Below are 18,944 nucleotides of genomic sequence, written 5' to 3'. Positions count from 1 at the left end.
CGAAGGGCGTCTGTGACACAAATATCCTGAAGCGACCCTGCGTCAGCATCCGCGACCGAAGTCTGGTTGCGTTCGCTCGCGCCGGGGGCCATAGAGCCGTTTGCGGGCGAGACTGGCCCGTGACTGGAGTTACGACGCGCATGACGACCTTCGACGATCGGGAACAGGCCTTCGAGGCCAAGTACGCCCTCGATCAGGAACAGGAATTCAAGGCCATCGCGCGTCGCAACAAGATGCTGGGCCTGTGGGCGGCCGAGAAGATGGGCCTGTCGACCGAAAGCGCCGAGCAATACGCCGCCGCCGTGGTCCGCGCCGACTTCGAGCAGCCGGGCGAGGAAGACGTCTTCCGCAAGGTGGCCGGCGACTTCAAGGCCTCGGGCATGACGGTGTCCGAGGGCGAGCTTCGCTCCAAGATGGACGAACTGGCCTCGATCGCGCGCGAACAGATCCGCGCCGGCGAATAGGGCGCATCGCCACCCGATGACAGAAGGGCCGCAACCGGCGACGGTTGCGGCCCTTCTTCGATCTGCCTCCCGCCGGGGAAACGGGGGTGACCGGAGGCGCCGGGGCGCATCTGATCAACGCGCCTGAGGCCTATCAGTTCGATCGGTTCGGTTCGATCCGGCGCCTATTTCGGCATCAGCACCGTGTCCACGACGTGGACCACGCCGTTCGACTGGGCGATGTCGGCCTGGGTGATGGTCGAGGTTCCGCCCTTGGCGTCGGTGATCCGCCACTGGCCGGCGCCGGCGTCCTTGACCGTCAGCTTCTCGCCCTGAACCGTGGTCAGGGTCGCGGTTCCGCCGTTGGCCTGGGCCTGGGCGGCGATATCGGCGGCGGTCAAACGGCCCGGCACCACGTGATAGGTCAGGATCTTGGTCAGTTCAGCCTTCTGGGCCGGCTGCATCAGACTCTCGCGCGTGGCGGCGGGAATCTTGTCGAAGGCGGCGTTGTCAGGGGCGAAGACCGTGAAGGGGCCGGGGCCCTGCAGGCGCTCGGTCAGGCCGGCGGCCTGAAGCGCGCTGACCAGGGTGGTCAGGTTGGGAGCCTTGGACGCGTTGGCGACCAGGTTGTCGGAAGGATTCATCGCGGCGCCGCCGACCATGGGTTCGGTCGTGGCGGGAACGGCCGAAGGCGTGGGGCCCTCGATCATGGACGGTTGTTTCTTGCCGTCGTTCTGACCGCAGGCGGCCAGGGTCAAGACGGCGACGCTGGACACGGCGAGTACTGCAATGCGGATATTCATGGCGTCTCTCCTTCGATAGCGGCGCACGGGACGACATGGCCCCGGTGGAAGGGATACGGCCCAGATACGCAAAAGGATGCGAGCGGGTTCAAATTTTCAGGCGTCGGGCGTGAACCTTCAGCCCAGATAGGGGTCGAGCATCCGCCAATGGGCGAGCTTTTCTTCGAAGGCGCGGGCGTGGGCCGGGCTGGAGGACGGCAGGTCGATCAGGGCGGCGGTCGTCGCGCTTTCCAGGATGCGCCGCCCGTGTCGCGCGGCGGTTCCGCCGTTGAAGGCGATCGCCCGCAGGTCGGGCAGGCGGTGCGTCAGGGCGATCAGATCGGCCGCCTCGGGCGTGCGGATGGCGGCGTCCAGACTGCCCTTGCGCTCGGCCGAGGCGATCACGTCCCAAAGACCCACGTGACGCGCCAGCAAGGCGGCCAACCGCGCCTCATAGGGCAGGGCGGTCAGCTCGACGCCGGTCACGCTCCCGATCAGCCGCCAGAAGGCGTTGCGCGGATGGGCGTAATATTGCGCCGCCCTCAACGAGGCGTCGCCCGGAAGACTGCCGAGGATGAGAAGCTGGGTGCGATCATCGACAACAGGCGCGAAGCCGACCGCGCGCATGATCAGGCGCCTGCGTTCCGAAACCAGCCGACCACGGACAGCCGCGCGCCCTGGGCATAAGCTGCTACCGGCGCAACGGAGTGGTTCTGAGGGACGCGAAAAAGCGTCAGGGTGTTCCATCGCGGCGCGAAGCCTCGGGAGACGTCCCCTGCGTCGTCATGGAACAAGAGCTGGCCGCCCCAGTCCGGACGCCAATGCCGTGTCAGCCCTAAAGTATAGGCGATCAGGCGATCGCTCCGTTCAGCCCCGATGTCATTATGCAGGCCGATGAAGTCGCCGGGCCGATAACGCGTAAGCTGCCCGTCGGCTTTCACGATCTCCGACTGCCCGCTGATCGCGACGCCCAGCCGAACAAACTCGTCATTGAGGAACTCAGTGAGCCTGTGAATGGGGTGACCAGAGTCTCGCCCGCTCAGATAGGCCGTTATGAGTGGGTAGGTCAGATACAGAAAGCCGTAGGCGGCGCCTGCCCTCGTCATCATCGTCGCCAAGCGTCGCCGAAGCTCCTCGTTTCCGGCGGCCTTGGCTTGGGTCTGGTTGAACAGGCTCGGCCGACCGTCCTCGCCCTGGAAGACCAGATCCCAATCGATACGGGTCTCGAGGAGGTGAAGAAGGTGTTCGGCCACCGCAGGCTCGAAGATTTCGTCTATCTGTACGAAGCCGTCGCGTTTGAAGGCGTCGGCCGCTTGTCCGATGTCAATCTTCGGGTTGATGCGGATCGCCGGGCCGTCCATCAGCGCCTCCCGAACACCCGGTCGAAGACCACGTCCACGTTCTTGGTGTGGTAGCCGAGGTCGAACAGGGCCTCGAGCTGGTCGTGGGGCAGGGTGACGCGCGGGTCGGCCTTCAGGAAGTCGATGAAGACGCCTTCGCCGCGCCAGACCTTCATGGCGTTCTCCTGAACCGCCGCATAGGCGTCTTCGCGTGACACGCCCGCCTGGGTCAGGGCCAGCATGACCCGTTGCGAGAAGACCAGGCCGCCCAGGCGGTCGAGGTTCTTCTGCATGTTCTCGGGGTAGACGTTCAGACGTTCGATCACGCCCGCCAGACGGTGCAGGGCGAAGTCCAGGTGGATGGTGGCGTCCGGGCCGATGCCGCGCTCGACCGAGGAGTGGCTGATGTCCCGCTCGTGCCACAGGGCGACGTTCTCCATCGCCGGGGTGACGGCCGAACGGACCAGACGGGCCAGGCCGGTCAGGTTCTCGGTCAGGATCGGGTTGCGCTTGTGCGGCATGGCCGACGAGCCCTTCTGACCCTTGTCGAAGAACTCCTCGGCTTCGAGGACTTCGGTGCGCTGCAGGTGGCGGATCTCGACGGCCAGACGCTCGACCGAGGAGGCGACGACGCCCAGGGCGGCGAAATAGGCCGCGTGGCGGTCGCGCGGGATGACCTGGGTCGAGACGGGCTCGACGGCCAGGCCCATCTGATCGGCGACGTATTGTTCGACGGCCGGATCGACGTTGGCGAAGGTGCCGACGGCGCCCGAGATGGCGCAGGTGGCGATCTCTTCACGCGCCGTGATCAGGCGGCGTTTGGCGCGCTGGAACTCGGCGTGATAGCCGGCCAGCTTGAGGCCAAAGGTGACAGGCTCGGCGTGGATGCCGTGCGAGCGGCCGACGGTCGGGGTGTATTTGTGCTCCTTGGCGCGGGTCTCCAGCGCGGCCAGAACCCGGTCGACGCCGCCCAGCAGCAGGTCGGTCGAGCGCGCCAGTTGCACCGCGAAACAGGTATCCAGCACGTCCGAAGAGGTCATGCCCTGGTGCAGGAAGCGGGCTTCCTCGCCGACGATTTCCGCCACATGGGTCAGGAAGGCGATGACGTCGTGCTTGGTGGTGCGCTCGATCTCGTCGATGCGGTCGGCGTCGAAGGTCGCGTCCTTGCCCTTGGCCCAGATGGCCTCGGCCGATTCCTTCGGGATCACGCCCAGCTCGGCCATCTTGGTGGCGGCGTGGGCCTCGATCTCGAACCAGATCTTGTACTTGGTCTCTTGCGACCAGATGGCGACGGCGTCGGGGCGGGAATAGCGCGTGATCATGGACCGGTCGTGTCGGGCGAGAGGGCCGGTGAGTCAAGACGGGGCGCACCAATCCTCCTTTCCCCGTGAGGGGGAATGCGGTCGGCGAAGCCAGTCGCAGGAAGGGCCGGACAGGGGGGGCGTTATCCCGATCTCCTGATCGACGCCTTCCTCAAGAGACAGGACGGATCGCGGATCAGGCGGCGGGCGCCTTCAGCCGCAGGTCGTCGGTGACGTCGCCCGCCTTGGTCGGCTCGCCCTGGAATTCGCCCGCGTATTCCGGGGACAGGGCGCTCTGGAAGGCCGACAGCGGCAGGGTCAGATAATAGGCGCCCTCGACATAGGGGCCGACCGCATAGGCGTCGAGCAGGAAGGTCAGGCCGCCCGCCTTGCCCGGAACCGTGCCCGGCGCCAGCGTCACGGCCACGTCCTTCAGCTTGGGGCAGGCCCACATGTCGCCCGTGGTCGAGACCGGCGTGGAGCCGGGGCGCTTGGTCTTGGCGGTGTTCACCGCCTGGCAGAGGGCGCGCTCCAGGTTCGTCGTGTCGGCCCGATCCGCAAACAGGTCGGACGCGGCGATGCGGCGGGTCTCGGCCTTGTCCCACAGCAGGCCCGTGGCCACCGTGTTCGGGTGGGCGCCGCCCGAATAGTCGAAGTCGGTCCGCATCAGGCTGAACAGGCGGCCGGTCTCGATCGGGGCGCCGTAGACGATGGTCTTCTCATAGGGCGGCATGCCTTCGGGCGATCCGGCCTCGGTGCGGTCGGCCTGGGCGCCCTCGGCGTATTCCTTCAGCTTGGCCACCTCGTCGCGGTACAGCGGGGTGTAGAGCGCCGGATAGGACAGCACGGCCTCGGGCAGGCTCAGGCTGACCTTGGCGTAGGGCGTGGCGCTGTCGTACTTCAGCGGCCCCTCGACGGCGTGGGCGGAGGCGGCCGGCGCGGCGGGCGTGTCCTTTTTCTCATTGCGCTGGCAGGCGGCGAGCGAGGCCGCGACGGCGGCGGTGACGAGAAGGACGCGAAGGGGGCGCGAAGGGATCATGCCGGGCTCCTTTGGAACGGTTCGATCAGAAAGCTAGGCCGTTGAACGCGATGGCGGCCAGAAGGATCAACCCCGCATCGCGATTCGACTTGAAAAGACGCAGGGAAAGTTTCGGATCGTCCAGCTGCAGCCGCCGCACCTGCCAGACGAAATGCAGGGCGTAGAGCGCCAGACCGAGATAGAAGACCGGCCCCAGACCGGCGACGTAGCCCGCCGCGCCCGCCAGGACCACGGCCAGGATGTAAAAGACGGCCACGCCTTCCTTCACCTTGCCGCCCAGCGCCCGCGCCGAGGACTTCACCCCGGCCATGACGTCGTCCTCGATGTCCTGAAGCGCGTAGATGGTGTCGTAGCCCAGGGTCCAGAAGACGCCGCCCGCGTAGAGCAGCCCCGCAGACAGGGCGAGGTTCCCCATGCGGTTCAGGCCCTCGGCCATCCAGTAGCTGTCCCCGCTGGCCTTCACGCTCAGGACATAGAGCCAGCCGAGCGCGAACAGCCCGCCCGTCGCCGCCGCGAAGCCCAGCAGGGCGCCCCAGTTGAAGGTCAGGCCCAGCCAGGCCTGCGGCCACCAGGTGATGCGCTTCATGAAGGGATAGGCCGCCACCAGTCCCAGCGACAGGGCGCCCAGCAGCACCGACGTCAGGTTCATCGTCAGCAGGATGCACAGGCTGATGAGGCTGAGGCCGCCGACGAAGGCCCAGGCCTGCTTGACGCTGATCTGGCCCGCCGGAATGGGGCGCAGGGCGGTGCGCGCCACCTGGGCGTCGAAGTCGCGGTCGACGATGTCGTTCACCGCACAGCCCGCCCCGCGCATCAGGGCGGCTCCGACGGCGAAGCCGACGACCAACCACAGCTCATAGCCGCCGAACGGCCGGTCATACTGGTTCAGCGCCAGCATGATCCCCTGCCAGCCGGGCAGCAGCAGCAGCCACGTCCCGATCGGCCGGTCGAAGCGGCCCAGCTTCAGCCAGGGCTTCAGACGCTCGGGCGCATGACGGTCGACCCAGTTCTGGCCGGCGGCGTCGGGAAGCGGGGCTGTGTTCATGCCGACCGTCTTAGACCTTGATGACGCTGCGGGTGAAGAGGGGGCTTCGAACCGGCGTCTCTCCAGACGGTTGCATCGGCTCGCCGCACCGCCTTTACTCGCAACCAGACAGAAGCGAGCCGCCGATGACCGAAGCGCCGATCAAGGGCCCAGCGTCCTATTTTCCCTCCATCGAGAAGAAGTACGGCCGCCCCGTCGCCGAGTGGAAGGCGGAGATTCGCGCCGGCTACCCGGCCAAGCACATGGACCTGGTCGCCATGTTGAAGAACGAGCACGACATGGGACACGGCCACGCCAACGCCCTTGTGGCGCACACCCTGGCGGAAGACGGACTGAAATAGCGCTCTGACCGCCATCTGGCGGAAAGGCGAAGTCTCAGATTTATGAAGTTTGCGGCCCAGGCTGGACAGTGAGCGCCGTATCCGCCACTGGGCGCGAATGGCTCGCAGCTCCATCCCCCGCAGTGTCTGGATTCTGGGCCTCGTCAGCCTGTTGATGGATGTCTCGTCGGAGATGATCCAGACGCTTCTGCCCATCTATCTGGTGGTGGGGCTGGGCGCTTCGGCGGTGATGATCGGTCTGGTCGAAGGCTTTTCCGTCGTCGTGGCGACGGCGGTGAAGTTCCTGTCGGGCTTCTGGTCGGATCGTATTTCGCGGCCCAAGTGGCTGGCGGTCGCGGGCTATGGGCTGGCGGCCCTGTCCAAGCCGATCTTCCCTCTGGCGGCCTCGGTCGAGGGGGTGTTGCTGGCCAAGGGCGTGGACCGGATCGGCAAGGGCGTCCGCACCGCTCCGCGCGACGCCCTGGTGGCGGCGGTGACGCCGCCGGACATTCGGGGACGCGCCTTCGGCCTGAGAAAATCGCTGGATACGGTCGGCGGTTTCGTCGGCCCGCTGCTGGCGATCGGGCTGATGGTGGTGCTGGCGAACGACATCAAGGCGGTGTTCTGGCTGGCCTCCATCCCCGCCTTCCTGGCCGTGGCCCTGCTGGTCGGCGGCGTGTCCGACCCGCCGCGTCCCGACGAGGGCGCCAGGAAGCCGCCGAGCCTGAAGGGGGCGCTGCGTCTGGACGCCGCCACCTGGACCATGATCGCCCTGACGGCGGTGATCGGCCTGGCGCGGTTCAGCGAGTCCTTCCTGCTGATGAAGGGGCTGGACGTCGGCGTTCCCGCCGCCTTCGCGCCGGCGGCCATCGTCCTGCTGCACCTGGTGTTCGGCCTGGCCGCCTTCCCGGTGGGGGCGCTGTCGGACCGCATCGGCCGCACCTCCCTGCTGCTGCTCAGCCTGGTCTTCCTGGCCGCCGCCGATGTGGCGCTGGCGCTGGCGAGCGATCAGGTCGTCTTCTATCTGGGCGTGGCGCTGTGGGGCCTGCACATGGGCTTTTCGCAAGGGTTGCTGATGACCCTGATCGCCGATGCGGCCCCCGCCCATCTGCGCGGCTCGGCGTTCGGCCTCTTCGCCCTGATCTCGGGTCTGATCGCCCTGGCGGGCAATGTGGCGGCGGGCCTGCTGTGGGACGGTTTCGGGCCGCAGGCGACCTTTGCGGTCGGCGCGGTGCTGAGCCTTGTCTGCGCCCTGGGCATCGCGGGGTGGATGCGGCTTCAGGCGGCGCGCAGCCGCTCCAGCGCTTCGGAGTAACGGCGCGACAGCGGGACGTCCAGGGCGCCCAGCTCCACCGTCCAGTCGCCCGAGCCTTCAGGCCGCAGTCCGGTCATCCGCGCGGCGTTGACCAGCCAGCCCCGGTGCGTCCGCACGAAGCCGAAGCGCGCCAGTTCGCCCTCGACCGCCGCCAGGGTGACGCGCATCAGCGGCCTGCGTCCGTCGGCCAGGACGAACTCGACGTAGTTGCCCGCCGAGGTTGCGGCCAGGATGTCGTTCAGCGGCGCCCGGATCAGCCGCGCTCCGTCGCGGATGTCGAAGCTGACGGGCCGCAGCGGCGTCTCGCGCGCCTCGCGCAGGCCGCGCACGCTCCAGAAGGTCCCGACGAACAGGGTGTAGCTCAGCAGATCCTTGCGCAGTTCATAGACGAACCGCTCGATGGGCGGGCCATAGTCATAGACCTCGCCCATCAGGGCGTAGACGCCGTGCCGCATCGCCACCATCATCAGGACGTGCAGCAGGCTGTAGAGGCAGACGGCGCCCAGGTGCAGGGCCAGGAACCGCCCTCGCGCGCGCCAGCCGTCGTGCAACAGGTCTGTCGGCGCGGCGGCGGCCGCCATCCACGGCAGCCAGATCAGCAACGCCAGGGCCAGGGCGCTCGATCCTTCCCACACCCAGGGCGCCCATGACCGCAGGCTCGGCCAGTCGGCCTGAACCGTCAGGGCGTTGACGACGAGAAAGCCCAGGGTGACGGCGATGATGATCGGCGCGCCGGTCAGCAGGTCGCGCCGGTCCGCCCCGTTCGTCCCGGCGGACGCGCCGCTCGTCCCTGGCGCCAGCGGTCCGGCCCTCGAGTCTGACCGGACGGCCCCTGCGCCTTGCCGGACGTGAGGCGCCCGAGGCACGGCGGATGGCGTCGTTTCCGTCATTTCAGGTCGTCCATGTCCTCAGAACCCCTCGCATCCGAAACCCCCGCAGTCCTGCGCCGCCATGACCTGGACTGGATCCGGGTCTGCGCCTTCATGCTGCTGATCCTCTACCACGTCGGCATGTTCTACGTGCCCTGGGACTGGCATGTGAACAGCCCCCGGCCGGTCGAATGGCTGGAGCCGGTGATGCAGCTGACCAACCCCTGGCGTCTGACGCTGCTGTTCCTGGTCTCGGGCGCGGCGACGCGATTCCTGTTCGACAGTTTCGAACGCGAGGGGAAGGGCGCCGCGCGCCGTTTCGCCGGATCGCGCACCTGGCGGCTGCTGCCGCCGCTGCTGTTCGCCATGTTCGTGATCGTGCCGCCGCAGTCCTACTATGAGGTGGTCGAGGCGGCTTCGGGGTTGGGCGTTGTCGATCCGGCGCGTTCGCCCTGGCTGGCCGACTTCTGGGTGAAATACGCCACGGCGTCCGGCGGCTGGTGCGACGCCGACGGCTGCCTGATCACGCCGACGTGGAACCACATGTGGTTCGTGGCCTATCTGTTCGTCTACAGTCTGGTGCTGGCGGGCCTGCTGGCGTTCGGGCGCGGGTTGCTGCCCGTGATCCAGTCCGGGCTGGAGCGCGCCTTGAAGCGTTGGGGCCTGCTGATCTGGCCGGTGCTGTGGCTGTTTCTGCTGCGCTGGACCCTGGCGCGCATCTTCCCGACGACCCACGCCCTGACCGACGACTGGTACAACCACGCGGTGTCGTTCAGCGCCTTCCTGTTCGGCTTTCTCAGCGTCCGCTCGGTGGTGCTGAAGGCGACCTATGAGCGGCTGCGGCGACCGGCGCTGATCCTGGCCCTGGGCGCCTGGGCGGGATGGGCCGCCTATGCCTGGACCTATCGCGACAGCGGAACGCCGCCCGAAGCGCTGAGAGCCGCCATGCGCCTCGTCTATGCGCTGGATCAGTGGGCCTTCATCGCCGCAGTGATGGGCTATGGCGCGCGCTATCTGAACCGGGGCGGGCCGTGGCTGCGCTATCTGACGGGCGGCGTCTTCTGCTTCTACATCGTGCACCAGACGATCACCGTCGTCGCGGCCTATCACCTGTCGAAGCTGGGCCTGCCGCAGGGGCTGGAGGCGGGGCTGTTGATCGCCGTCACCTTCGGCGGCTGCTGGGCCGCCTATGAGGTCGCGCGTCGCCTGGGACCGCTGGGCCTGGTGCTGGGGGTGAAGCGCAACGCCGGGCTTGCGCCTCGGAGCCGTCCGGTTAGGCTCGAGACCCGAGAACAGCAGCCGGTCGGACAGGACGGATGACGATACGCAGGAAGGCCCCGTTCCCCTGGCTGCTCATCCTGACCTGGCTGGTGTTGCTGGGCGCGGCCGTCGGCGGCCTGTTGACGGGGGAGTTCAGCGTCACCTTCGTCGGCGCCGGGACCTTCCTGCTGACGCTTGTCCCGTTCTGGCTGGCGCCGCGCGTCGGGCTGAACCTGCCGATCGGCTTCGTCACCGCCATCGCCGTCTTCCTGTGCGCCACCCTGTTCCTCGGCGAGCTGGGCGACTTCTACGAGCGCTACTGGTGGTGGGACGTGGTGCTGCACGGCGGTTCGGCCATGGCCTTCGGCCTGGTCGGCGCCCTGCTGATGCTGATGCTGGTGCAGGGCAGCCAGTTGAAGGCTGCGCCCCTGACGGTGGCCTTCTTCGCCTTCTGCTTCGCCGTGACCATCGGCGCCCTGTGGGAGATCTGGGAGTTCACTCTGGACCAGGTGTTCGGCCTCAACACCCAGAAGTCCGGCCTGGTCGACACCATGTGGGACCTGATCGTCGACTCCATCGGCGCCCTGATCGGGGCGGGCGCCGGCTGGGCCTATCTGAAGGGGCGCGGAGGCGGGCCGCTGGTGCGGGCCATGCGCGCCTTCATCGACAAGAACCGGCGCCTGTTCGGCGGTTAGCCGCTCAGGCTTCGCCGGGGTGCCGTCCTGCGCGTTGAGGTAGAAGCAAAATAAGCGCCACGATCGCCGCCGCCAGAACAACCGACGCCAGCGGGCGGCTCAGAGCCAGGCCGCCGTGATCCAGCGGCTTGTCCAGGAAGTCTCCGACCGTGGCGCCAAGCGGCCGGGTCAGAATGAAGGCGGCCCAGAACAGCAGGACCCGGTTCGCCTTGGTCCAGAAGTAGAGGCCCGCGACGACGGCCAGCAGGGCGCTGAACACGAGGGCGGCGCCGATATAGCCCAAGCCGCCCGTGTCCGCAGTCCAGTCGCCGAGCGCCGTGCCGAGCGTCTGCGAGAAGGTGATCGTCAGCCAGTAGAAGGCCTCGGCGCGCGGCGTGCTGATCGTGTCGGAGGAGATGGACCCCGTGCTCCAGCGCCAGACGGCCAGGGAAGCCAGGACGCAGGCCAGCAACAGCAGCGATCCGCCTGTGTAGCCTATGCCCAGTGAACGGGTGGCGAAATCGGCCAGGGCGGTGCCCGCCGTGGTCGAAGCGATGATGGTCGCCCAATAGAGGAAGGGGCGGAACCGTTTCGCCGTGATCTGGCCCCAGACCAGGACGATCAGCACGGTCATGAAAATGACCGTTCCGGCCAGGTAGCCCAACTTCATCGTCATGGTGACGGTGTCGCCCGCCGTCTCGCCGAGCGTGGTCGCCAGAATCTTGATGATCCAGAACCCCAGGGTGACGGCGGGGACCTTGCTGAGAATCTGGCGTTCCTGCTCCGTCATGGTCCATCTCCTCGTGGTGTGGGGCGTTCTATTCGGCCAGCCGCCCTTGCGCCTCATCGCCGGGGAAGACCACGTCCGGGTCCGGTTCGCGGCACTCCAGGCCGGGACGGTTCAGGCGGCGCAGGACGTGGCGCAGGATGTTCAGCCGCGCCGTCTTCTTCTTGTCGGTCGCCACCACGGTCCAGGGCGCATAGTCGACATGGGTGCGCTTCAGCATTTCGTCGCGCGCCTTGGAATAGTCGCTCCAGCGCGCCTGGGCCTCGGCGTCCAGTGACGAGACCTTGAAGCGCTTCAGCGGGTGATCGACGCGCTCCTCCAGACGGCGGCCCTGTTCGTCGCGGCTGATGTCCAGCCACAGCTTGATCAGCAAGGTTCCGGACTGGGTCAGCATCCGCTCGAAATGCGGGGCGTCGTGCAGGAAGCGTTCGTATTGCGCGGGCGTGCAGAAGCCCATGACCGGCTCGACCCCGGCCCGGTTGTACCAGGAGCGGTTGAAGATGACGATTTCGCCGGCCGCCGGCAGATGGGCGGCGTAGCGCTGGAAATACCACTGGGTCGTCTCACGGTCGGTCGGCTTGGGCAGGGCGACGACGCGCGTCTGGCGCGGGGCCATGTATTCGGTCATGCGCTTGATCGCCCCATCCTTGCCGGCGGCGTCGCGCCCCTCGAAGACGATGATGACCTTCAGCTCCTGTTCGATGGCCCAGGCCTGGGTCTCGACCATCTGGATCTGCAGGGCTTCCAGCATGTCGTCGTAGTCGTCCTTGGCCATGGGCGTGTCCTTGTGTCGCGATCGGCGAACCTTGCGGCGAATTCACTGGCGTCGCCAGCCTCGCCGTTCAGGGTGCAACGCAAAGGAGCGTGAAATGATCAATCGACGTCATGTCCTGGCCGTCGGCGCTGCGGCTGCCGTCGCGCCTTCGGCCGCGCGCGCGGAAGGGGAGGGGGCGTTCGAGGCCGCCCTGGTGGCGGCCTTCGACGCGGTCAAGCCGGTCGCCCTGGCGGGCGGCGTCGTGACGGACGAGGGCCTGGTCTGGTCCGGCGTGCGGGGCGTGCGGCGGGCGGGGCGAGACGATCCGGCGACGCTGGCCGACCGCTGGCACCTGGGCTCCAACACCAAGGCGATGACGGCGGCCCTGTTCGCCCGTCTGGTCGAGCAGGGGCGGGCGCGCTGGGCGATGCCGCTGGCCGAGGCCTTTCCCGACCTGACCATCGACGCGGGCTGGGACGGGGTGACGCTGGACGACTTCATGACCCATACGGCGGGGCTGAAGGACGAGGCGGTCATGGGGATGGCCTGGCTGATGACCGCCCGCGCCGATCCCCAGTCCCTGACCATGCAACGCCGCGCCATCGTCGAACGGGCGCTGTCTGCGCCGCCGTCGGGCGTGCGCGGGACGTTCGCCTACGGCAACGCCAACTATGTGCTGGTCGGGGCGGCGATCGAGGCGATCACCGGCGGGTCGTGGGAAGAGGCCATGCAGGCCGAGGTGTTCGGACCTCTGGGCCTGACTTCGGCGGGTTTCGGCGCTCCTGGGACCAATATCTCCGGGGGAGCGAACGCCTGGGGCCATCGCCGCACGGGCGAAACGGCCCTGGCGACGGACCCGGCCGATCCGGGATCGGACAATCCGCTCGCCCTGGGCCCCGCGGGCACGGTGCATATGACGGCGGCCGACTACGCCCGTTTCCTCAAGGTCTTCCTGACCGAAGGCGACGGCTGGCTGAAGCCCGAGACGGTGCGGCGGCTGGTCACGCCGGGCGAGGGGCGGACCTACGCCTGCGGCTGGATCGTCCTGCCGCCCCAGCCCTGGGCCAGGGGCCCCGTGATCGCTCACGAAGGCTCCAACACCCTGTGGCACGCCATCGCCCTGGTCGATCCGGCGGGCGGTCGGGCCGTGCTCGGCCTGTCGAACGACGGGGGCCGCGGCGGCCCGGCCTGCCAGGCCCTGGCGATGGGGATCCTGCGCGCGCTCTGAGCATTGGCTCAGCGATGACCTCCCCTTCCGCGCCGCCAAGGTCCAAGCCCCCGCCGTCCACGTCGCCGTCCACCCCTCTGGCCGATCTCTGGAGCGAGGCGTGGATGCTGGCCCTGGCCGCCTGCGGCGCCTTCGCCCTGATCGACGCCTGGGCCCCGCCGCAGGATCTGCCGTGGAAGCTGCTCGACCTGCGCCTGCCCATGGGCGCCGCCACGGCCGCAAAGATACGGGCGCTGGACCTGCCGCCGACGGCGACCGCCGCCGAGGTCGAGACCGGCACGACGCGCTGCATCACCCTGCTGCGCCAAGCGGGGGTCGCGGTCGAGCGGGCGCCGGATCGCGACGACGGCGGGTTCTGCGTCGTGCAGGGGGCGGTGCGGCTGACCGGCGGCGATTTGACGCCCCTCGACCCGTCGGGCGTGGCCATGCGCTGCCCCATGGCGGCGCGGCTCCTGTTGTGGGATCGCGAGGTCGTGCGTCCCGCCGCCCGCGAGATCATGGGCGCCGAGGCCGTCCGGATCGACAATCTGGGAACCTACGCCTGCCGTCGCGTCTACGGATCGGCCGACACGGCGGCGCGACCCAGCCAGCACGCGCGCGCCAACGCGCTCGACGTGGCGGGCGTGCGTTTTTCGGACGGCCGCCGGACGACGCTGGCCGCCGATTGGGACGGTCAGGGCCCTTCAGGGGCCGCCGGGGCGGCGTTTCTTCGGCGTTTGCGCGATGGGGGATGTCGTCTGTTCGGCAATGTGCTGACGCCGGACTACAACGCTGCGCATCGCGACCACTTTCACCTGGACGCAGCGGGCCGGGGAGTATGCGCGCGGCGGCGAAATTAACTGTAACGACTGTCAGTTCGGTTTCGCTTTACAGTTGACCGCTGTGGATAGTCGGGTGACAACATCGCCGCAGTCCGGATTTCACGTGGGGTCCAAACCCGCGTCTCGCTCCTTCGCCTGAACGAGCTTGTCCAGATGGGCTGACGGGCTCTCCTGCATGGAAGCCCGCCTGGCAAAGCGCGTTTACGGAGACGCAATATGGCGACCGGCACGGTCAAGTGGTTCAACCCCACCAAGGGCTACGGCTTCATTCAACCCGACACGGGCGGCTCGGACGTTTTCGTCCACATCACCGCCGTCCAGAAGGCGGGTCTGGCGGGCCTGGATGACAACGCCAAGGTCGAATACGAGCTGGAAACCCAGCGCGGCAAGACCTCGGCTGTGGAGCTCAAGCTCCTCTAAGGCCTGACGGACCTTCGGGTTCATCAAACAGGAAGACGCGGAGGGCGACCTTCGCGTCTTTTTTGTCGGCGGATTGTCAGCACGCGGCCGCTCAGCCGCGTCGAACGCGGGATCGAACCGCGCGCCTGGGGTTTCTCTTCAGCAGAAGAGGAGAGACCCATGCTCAAGAACAAGAATTCCTCGGCCATTGTGGCGGTGAAGGATCTGGAGCGCGCCCGGACCTTCTACTCGGACGTGCTGGGGCTGAATCTGGCGGACACCGGGATGGACGGGGTGCTGGGCTATCGCACCGGCGCCACCTGGCTGACGGTCTATCGCTCGGACTTCGCCGGGACCAACCGGGCCAACGCCGTGGTCTGGGACGTGGGCGTGGAGGTGGACGACATCGTCGCCGATCTGAAGGCCAAGGGCGTCGCCTTCGAGCGCTACGACGGCATGGAGCATGACGGAGACATTCATGTCGCCGGCGGCCTGCGCCTGGCCTGGTTCAAGGATCCGGACGGCAACATCCTGCACCTGTTCGGGGGAGCGGGCGCAGCCTAGCCCTCCAGCGAGACGACCGGCTGGCTGACAGGCTTCTCGCGGCCCCGCGCCTTCAGCCAGGCGCGGATGCTGTTCTGGATCGGCTGATCGATCAGATAGTGCAGGCCGAAGGCGAAGACGAAGGCGGCCAGCACGCCCAGGCCCCACAGGCCCCAGCGCCAGGCGTCGCCCAGGGCCAGCTTGTCAGCGGCCGCCTCGGCCAGGCCGAACCAGGCGATGCGCACCACCTCGTTGGAGATGAACATGGAGAAGGACACCATGGCCGCCTGTTCGACCAGCTTCGACGGCTTGCGGCCCGGCGCCGCGCCCGCCGCCACGATGATGAGGCTGATGAAGACCAGCGAGATCAGGGCGTGCTTGTCGAAATGCTGCACCCCGGCCAGGGCGACGGCGGCCAGCGCCCCGGCCCAACCGGCGACGCGCGGATTGATCCACACCCCTTGCGCGAACCAGGCCAGCCCCATGCCGAGGATGAACAGGGGCAGGGCGCGCCAAATGCCCAGGTTCAGCGGCATCTGATAGACGGGATACTTCAGGATCGCCCAGCTCAGCTCATTGGCCGCCAGATAGCCGACCACGACCAGGGCCAGCGCGGTCCACGGCCCGATCCGGCTGAGACCGCGCAGCACGAAGGGGAAGGCGACATAGCAGCCCAGAAGGGCCGAGATCGACCAGGTCGGGGCGTTCCAGCCGATGCCGCCGTACACGCCGAACGACTGCACCAGGGCGACCTGGGCGGGCAGTTGATCCCAGGCGAACCACTCGGGATGGCTGGGCGGCTTTCCGGCGAGCGTCGCCGCCAGCACCAGGGCGACCAGCAGGCCCAGCACGATCAGGTGCGCCGGATAGACCCTCAAGGCCCGCTTGAGGAAGAAGTCGGTCTTCGACATGCGACCCGAGCCGACCGCGCGGCCGTAGACCCGCATCAGCACATAGCCGCTGTCGATCAGGAAGAAGTTGGTCAGCAGGAAGCCGCCTCGCTCGAACACGGGATGAAGGCTCTCGGCCAGGGGAACGGGCGCCGACATCTGGAAGTGATGCAGGATGATCAGGGCGGCCACGATGAAGCGCAGCGCATCCAGCCATCCGCCGCGCGAGATCGGCGGCGGTTCATTCCGGGACGAAAACACGGCCTGCAGCATGGCGACCCCCTTGTTCAGGGCGAGCCATGCAGGAACGGGGCCGGACCATTGCAATATTAATTGTCCTTGATGTAACGCTGTAATGTATTGGCGAGGCTCGTATGTCAGCAAGGCGGCGATCATGAAGACGGCTACAGCAAGGATAGGCGGCGCGGCTGCCCTGGCCATGGCCCTAGTTCTTTCGGCGCCGAGCGATGTCCGCGCACAGCAGGTTTCGACGCCCCAGGGTTCTTCCAAGATGGAGGAGCGGCCGACCGTAACGTTGAATATCGTGAGCGGCGACCTTTCGGGGCAGGAGAAGCGGGACTTCAACCTGGTGGAACGGGCGATGCGCGACATACAGACGCGAGGTTACGCAGGCCTGGACCGTCATCTCCCCGCGCTCAGGCGCGCCCTGGCGCGCGCGCCGGCCATCTACCCGTACGTCGAAAAGCGGAACGCCGACGAGTGGATCGTGCGCACGCTGGAAATCGGCGAGACTGTGCTGACGGCGACGATGCTTCAGGTTGCGGCGCAGGAAGACGGCGCGTCGTCCGTGACGGTGCGGCAGCAACCCAACGTCTACCAGCTTGTCGCGCTGATGCTGGGCAGCGAGGCTGTCGAACGCAGGCGCCTGGACGAGGCGATCGCCGTGCTGGATCAGGGGCTGGCGCGTCAGCCCGACGACTGGGTGCTGATTAAGGAAAAAGCGTCGGCTCTGCAGGCAGCCGGGCGCAATGAAGAAGCTCTCAAACTGGCGAGCGAGGCGCTGGCGTCCGATTCGATCCGCATCCTGCTGAACGCCGGCGCTCTGCATCGCAGCCGGGGCTTCAGCCTGATCGAACTGCAGCGGTTGCCGGAAGCTCGCGCCGCCTATGACGAGGCGTTGAAGTTGGACCCTGAAGATCGATCCGCCAAGGCTCAGCTAGCCTATATCGACGGTCTGGAAACGGGGCAGGCGCCCACTGCGCCGGTCGTCATGACGCCGTCGGCCGCAGCGGGAAAACCGGCGAACCCTTAGGACCCGCCGGACGGCAAGCCTGGCCTCACCCCCGCACGAGCCGCAGGAACTCCTCGCGGGTGCGCGGGTCTTCGCGGACGGCGCCCAGCAGGCAGCTGGTCGACAGACTGGCGCCCGGAACGTCGACGCCGCGCATGGTCATGCAGCTGTGCTCGGCCTCGATGACCACCCCGACGCCGAGCGGACGCAGCACGTCCTGGATGGCGTTGGCGATCTCGGAGGTCATCTTCTCCTGGATCTGCAGGCGGCGCGCGTAGCCGCGCACCACGCGGGCCAGTTTGGAGATGCCGACGACCCGGTCGGTCGGCAGATAGGCGACGTGCGCCTTGCCCACCACCGGCAGCATGTGGTGTTCGCAGAAGCTGACGAAGCGGATGTCCTTCAGCACGACCAGTTCGTCGTAGCCGCCGACCTCCTCGAAGGTCTTTTCCAGATAGTCGCGCGGCTCGACCTCATAGCCCTGGAACAGCTCGCGATAGGATTTGGTCACGCGCTTGGGCGTTTCGATCAGGCCTTCGCGGTCAGGGTTGTCGCCGGCCCAGCGGATCAGGGTGCGGACGGCGGCTTCGGCTTCTTCCTGGGAAACGGCGGGGGAAAAGGGGGTCTGGTCGCTCATGACAGGCTGCATACCCCCCCTGCGCCGGTTTTGGAAACGGCGCCGCTGTTTAAAACAGTCTCTTTCCGGCTCAGGATAAACGAACCAGCTCGACGCGGCGATTGCGGGCGCGGCCTTCGTCGCTGGCGTTGTCGGCGACGGGCTTGTCGGCGCCGAAGCCCTTGGCCTCCAGTCGCTGGGCGTCGATCCCCTGCTGGGTCAGGGCGGCGACCACGGCGCGGGCGCGTTCCTCGGACAGGGGGCGGTTGCGGGCCGGCGCGCCGGTGTTGTCGGTGTGGCCCTCGACGGACAGACGCAGGGCCGCATCATCCTTCAGCAGTTGGGCCACGGCGTCGATCTGGGGCCGCGAGGCGTCCAGGATGTCGGCCTTGTCCAGAGCGAACTCGACCGGAACGGCGACGCGGCCGTCAGCGGCGATCTTGCGCGCCAGTTCGCTGGCGGGCAGCAGGCCGGCGGTCGGGACCAGGGCCTTGACCTCGGCGACGGCCAGGGAGCCGGACGCGCTGCCGACATGCAGGTGGACCCAGACGGTGCGGTCCGCCTGACGGATGACCCAGGTCTGCGACGGGTCGTTGTAGATGTCGCCGAGGCCGTCCAGCGCGGCCAGCTGCACGGCTTCGGGCAGGGCATGGGCGGCTTCACTCGGGATCTGACCGTCGAAGATGCGCACGGCGCCGGCGTCCTTCAGCGCGTGCTCCATGTTCCGCAGCAGTTCCAGCCTCGAGAAGGTCTTGTCGCTGTCGTTGGTGATCCGAACCTGATGGATGCGGCCTTCGACCATCTCGAAGCGTGATCCGGTCCAGAAGGGGAAGTCGGCGAAATCCTGCGTCTCGCTGTTCTGCGGCTTGTAGCCCTCAGGCAGGCGCAGATAGGGGAAGTCGCCCAGGCTGGCGGTCGACAGCGCCACGCCGTTCACGTCGAAGGCGCCCGTTGCGGCGGCCGACGCGCCCTCGGCCGGAGCCGCGGTCGTCTCGGTCTGTTCCGGCGCCTTGTTGTCGCACGCGGCGACCAGCGACGCCGAGGCCGCGATCATCAGGACGGAGGCGAGACGCAGGAACGGTTTCATGGGGCATCCTTCAGGCGTGGAATCGAGGAGGGCGAGACCGTTCGTCTAGTCGCCGGTGTTGTCAATCGCGTGAAACGGCCTCGACCGGAACCCTGACCTCCTTCTCTCGTCCTAACGTCGCGTTAACCATCCTGTCGGCATTTTCTGCCCACTGTCCCGCGCGTGTGTTCGGGGCGCTT

Annotated in this window: 22 protein-coding genes; 10 read left to right on the top strand and 12 right to left on the bottom strand. The window is 67.7% G+C overall.

Annotated features, from left to right (window positions below; all coding sequences use genetic code 11):
* The first annotated feature begins 140 nt into the window (after positions 1-140).
* Positions 141-464, top strand: coding sequence for a DUF1476 domain-containing protein (locus V8J38_RS13615; protein ID WP_291778042.1), 324 nt, complete (start codon positions 141-143; stop codon positions 462-464).
* Positions 465-628: 164 nt separating this feature from the next.
* Here the strand turns inward: V8J38_RS13615 and V8J38_RS13610 are convergent, their stop codons facing one another.
* The 6 genes from V8J38_RS13610 to V8J38_RS13585 form a co-directional block, all read right to left on the bottom strand.
* Positions 629-1,246, bottom strand: a complete 618-nt coding sequence (locus V8J38_RS13610; protein ID WP_291778044.1) for a fasciclin domain-containing protein — start codon at positions 1,244-1,246, stop codon at positions 629-631.
* A 117-nt stretch (positions 1,247-1,363) separates the two neighbouring features.
* Positions 1,364-1,852 (bottom strand): DNA-deoxyinosine glycosylase, encoded by a 489-nt coding sequence (locus V8J38_RS13605; RefSeq protein ID WP_291778046.1) that lies wholly within the window; start codon positions 1,850-1,852, stop codon positions 1,364-1,366.
* 2 nt (positions 1,853-1,854) lie between these two features.
* Complete coding sequence (locus V8J38_RS13600; protein ID WP_291778049.1) at positions 1,855-2,586, bottom strand: 2OG-Fe(II) oxygenase; 732 nt, start codon at positions 2,584-2,586, stop codon at positions 1,855-1,857.
* Positions 2,586-3,887: an adenylosuccinate lyase gene (gene purB, locus V8J38_RS13595; protein ID WP_291778053.1), complete on the bottom strand. Its 1,302-nt coding sequence runs from the start codon at positions 3,885-3,887 to the stop codon at positions 2,586-2,588. The genes V8J38_RS13600 and purB overlap by 1 nt, the downstream gene beginning before the upstream one ends.
* 175 nt (positions 3,888-4,062) lie before the next feature.
* On the bottom strand, positions 4,063-4,905 hold the full coding sequence (locus V8J38_RS13590) for a DUF3298 and DUF4163 domain-containing protein (protein ID WP_291778056.1): 843 nt from the start codon (positions 4,903-4,905) through the stop codon (positions 4,063-4,065).
* Positions 4,906-4,930: 25 nt separating this feature from the next.
* Positions 4,931-5,950, bottom strand: coding sequence for a UbiA family prenyltransferase (locus V8J38_RS13585; RefSeq protein WP_291778058.1), 1,020 nt, complete (start codon positions 5,948-5,950; stop codon positions 4,931-4,933).
* Positions 5,951-6,075: 125 nt separating this feature from the next.
* Here V8J38_RS13585 and V8J38_RS13580 point away from each other — a divergent pair, with 125 nt between their 5' ends.
* Together V8J38_RS13580 and V8J38_RS13575 are read left to right on the top strand one after the other, a co-directional pair.
* The gene (locus V8J38_RS13580) at positions 6,076-6,291 is read left to right on the top strand and encodes a DUF4287 domain-containing protein (RefSeq protein WP_128115876.1); all 216 of its coding nucleotides are present in this window, start codon (positions 6,076-6,078) and stop codon (positions 6,289-6,291) included.
* Positions 6,292-6,388: 97 nt separating this feature from the next.
* Entirely contained in the window at positions 6,389-7,585 is a 1,197-nt protein-coding gene (locus V8J38_RS13575; protein WP_291778061.1) for an MFS transporter, read from the top strand.
* On the opposite strand, the gene V8J38_RS13570 is transcribed toward V8J38_RS13575, so the two are convergent.
* Entirely contained in the window at positions 7,549-8,475 is a 927-nt protein-coding gene (locus V8J38_RS13570) for a LytTR family DNA-binding domain-containing protein (RefSeq protein WP_338576373.1), read from the bottom strand. The genes V8J38_RS13575 and V8J38_RS13570 overlap by 37 nt on opposite strands.
* Before the next feature lie 12 nt (positions 8,476-8,487).
* Here V8J38_RS13570 and V8J38_RS13565 point away from each other — a divergent pair, with 12 nt between their 5' ends.
* A complete protein-coding gene (locus V8J38_RS13565; RefSeq protein ID WP_338576371.1) occupies positions 8,488-9,774 on the top strand; it encodes an acyltransferase family protein in 1,287 nt (428 codons plus the stop codon).
* On the top strand, positions 9,771-10,409 hold the full coding sequence (locus V8J38_RS13560; protein WP_291778070.1) for a hypothetical protein: 639 nt from the start codon (positions 9,771-9,773) through the stop codon (positions 10,407-10,409). Before V8J38_RS13565 ends, V8J38_RS13560 begins: the two co-directional genes overlap by 4 nt.
* Positions 10,410-10,413: 4 nt before the next feature.
* Here V8J38_RS13560 and V8J38_RS13555 read toward each other — a convergent pair whose 3' ends face one another.
* Together V8J38_RS13555 and ppk2 are read right to left on the bottom strand one after the other, a co-directional pair.
* Positions 10,414-11,178 carry a hypothetical protein gene (locus V8J38_RS13555; protein ID WP_291778072.1) on the bottom strand — a complete coding sequence of 255 codons (765 nt, stop codon included), beginning with the start codon at positions 11,176-11,178 and terminating at the stop codon, positions 10,414-10,416.
* Positions 11,179-11,206: 28 nt separating this feature from the next.
* Positions 11,207-11,950 (bottom strand): polyphosphate kinase 2, encoded by a 744-nt coding sequence (gene ppk2, locus V8J38_RS13550; protein WP_338576369.1) that lies wholly within the window; start codon positions 11,948-11,950, stop codon positions 11,207-11,209.
* Positions 11,951-12,044: 94 nt separating this feature from the next.
* Between ppk2 and V8J38_RS13545 the strand changes: the two genes are divergently transcribed.
* The 4 genes from V8J38_RS13545 to V8J38_RS13530 all read left to right on the top strand — a co-directional run bounded on the left by V8J38_RS13545 (position 12,045) and on the right by V8J38_RS13530 (position 14,941).
* Positions 12,045-13,157: a serine hydrolase domain-containing protein gene (locus V8J38_RS13545; protein ID WP_338576368.1), complete on the top strand. Its 1,113-nt coding sequence runs from the start codon at positions 12,045-12,047 to the stop codon at positions 13,155-13,157.
* Between the two features lie 14 nt (positions 13,158-13,171).
* Positions 13,172-13,996 carry an extensin family protein gene (locus V8J38_RS13540; protein ID WP_338576366.1) on the top strand — a complete coding sequence of 275 codons (825 nt, stop codon included), beginning with the start codon at positions 13,172-13,174 and terminating at the stop codon, positions 13,994-13,996.
* A gap of 198 nt (positions 13,997-14,194) precedes the next feature.
* On the top strand, positions 14,195-14,398 hold the full coding sequence (locus V8J38_RS13535; RefSeq protein ID WP_121481316.1) for a cold-shock protein: 204 nt from the start codon (positions 14,195-14,197) through the stop codon (positions 14,396-14,398).
* A 159-nt stretch (positions 14,399-14,557) separates the two neighbouring features.
* The gene (locus tag V8J38_RS13530) at positions 14,558-14,941 is read left to right on the top strand and encodes a VOC family protein (protein ID WP_291778094.1); all 384 of its coding nucleotides are present in this window, start codon (positions 14,558-14,560) and stop codon (positions 14,939-14,941) included.
* On the opposite strand, the gene V8J38_RS13525 is transcribed toward V8J38_RS13530, so the two are convergent.
* Positions 14,938-16,083 carry an acyltransferase gene (locus tag V8J38_RS13525; RefSeq protein WP_338576362.1) on the bottom strand — a complete coding sequence of 382 codons (1,146 nt, stop codon included), beginning with the start codon at positions 16,081-16,083 and terminating at the stop codon, positions 14,938-14,940. The two genes, V8J38_RS13530 and V8J38_RS13525, sit on opposite strands and share 4 nt — an antisense overlap.
* A gap of 121 nt (positions 16,084-16,204) precedes the next feature.
* On the opposite strand from V8J38_RS13525, the gene V8J38_RS13520 reads away from it, so the two are divergent.
* Positions 16,205-17,083 carry a tetratricopeptide repeat protein gene (locus V8J38_RS13520; protein ID WP_338576360.1) on the top strand — a complete coding sequence of 293 codons (879 nt, stop codon included), beginning with the start codon at positions 16,205-16,207 and terminating at the stop codon, positions 17,081-17,083.
* 25 nt (positions 17,084-17,108) lie between these two features.
* On the opposite strand, the gene folE is transcribed toward V8J38_RS13520, so the two are convergent.
* Positions 17,109-17,699, bottom strand: a complete 591-nt coding sequence (gene folE, locus V8J38_RS13515) for a GTP cyclohydrolase I FolE (protein ID WP_291778102.1) — start codon at positions 17,697-17,699, stop codon at positions 17,109-17,111.
* Between the two features lie 70 nt (positions 17,700-17,769).
* Positions 17,770-18,765: an OmpA family protein gene (locus V8J38_RS13510; RefSeq protein ID WP_291778105.1), complete on the bottom strand. Its 996-nt coding sequence runs from the start codon at positions 18,763-18,765 to the stop codon at positions 17,770-17,772.
* Positions 18,766-18,944: the final 179 nt, after the last annotated feature.

This window comes from Brevundimonas olei, assembly GCF_037055245.1.
Taxonomy (GTDB): Bacteria; Pseudomonadota; Alphaproteobacteria; order Caulobacterales; family Caulobacteraceae; genus Brevundimonas; species Brevundimonas olei.
This window is presented reverse-complemented; position numbering and strand designations above follow the sequence as displayed.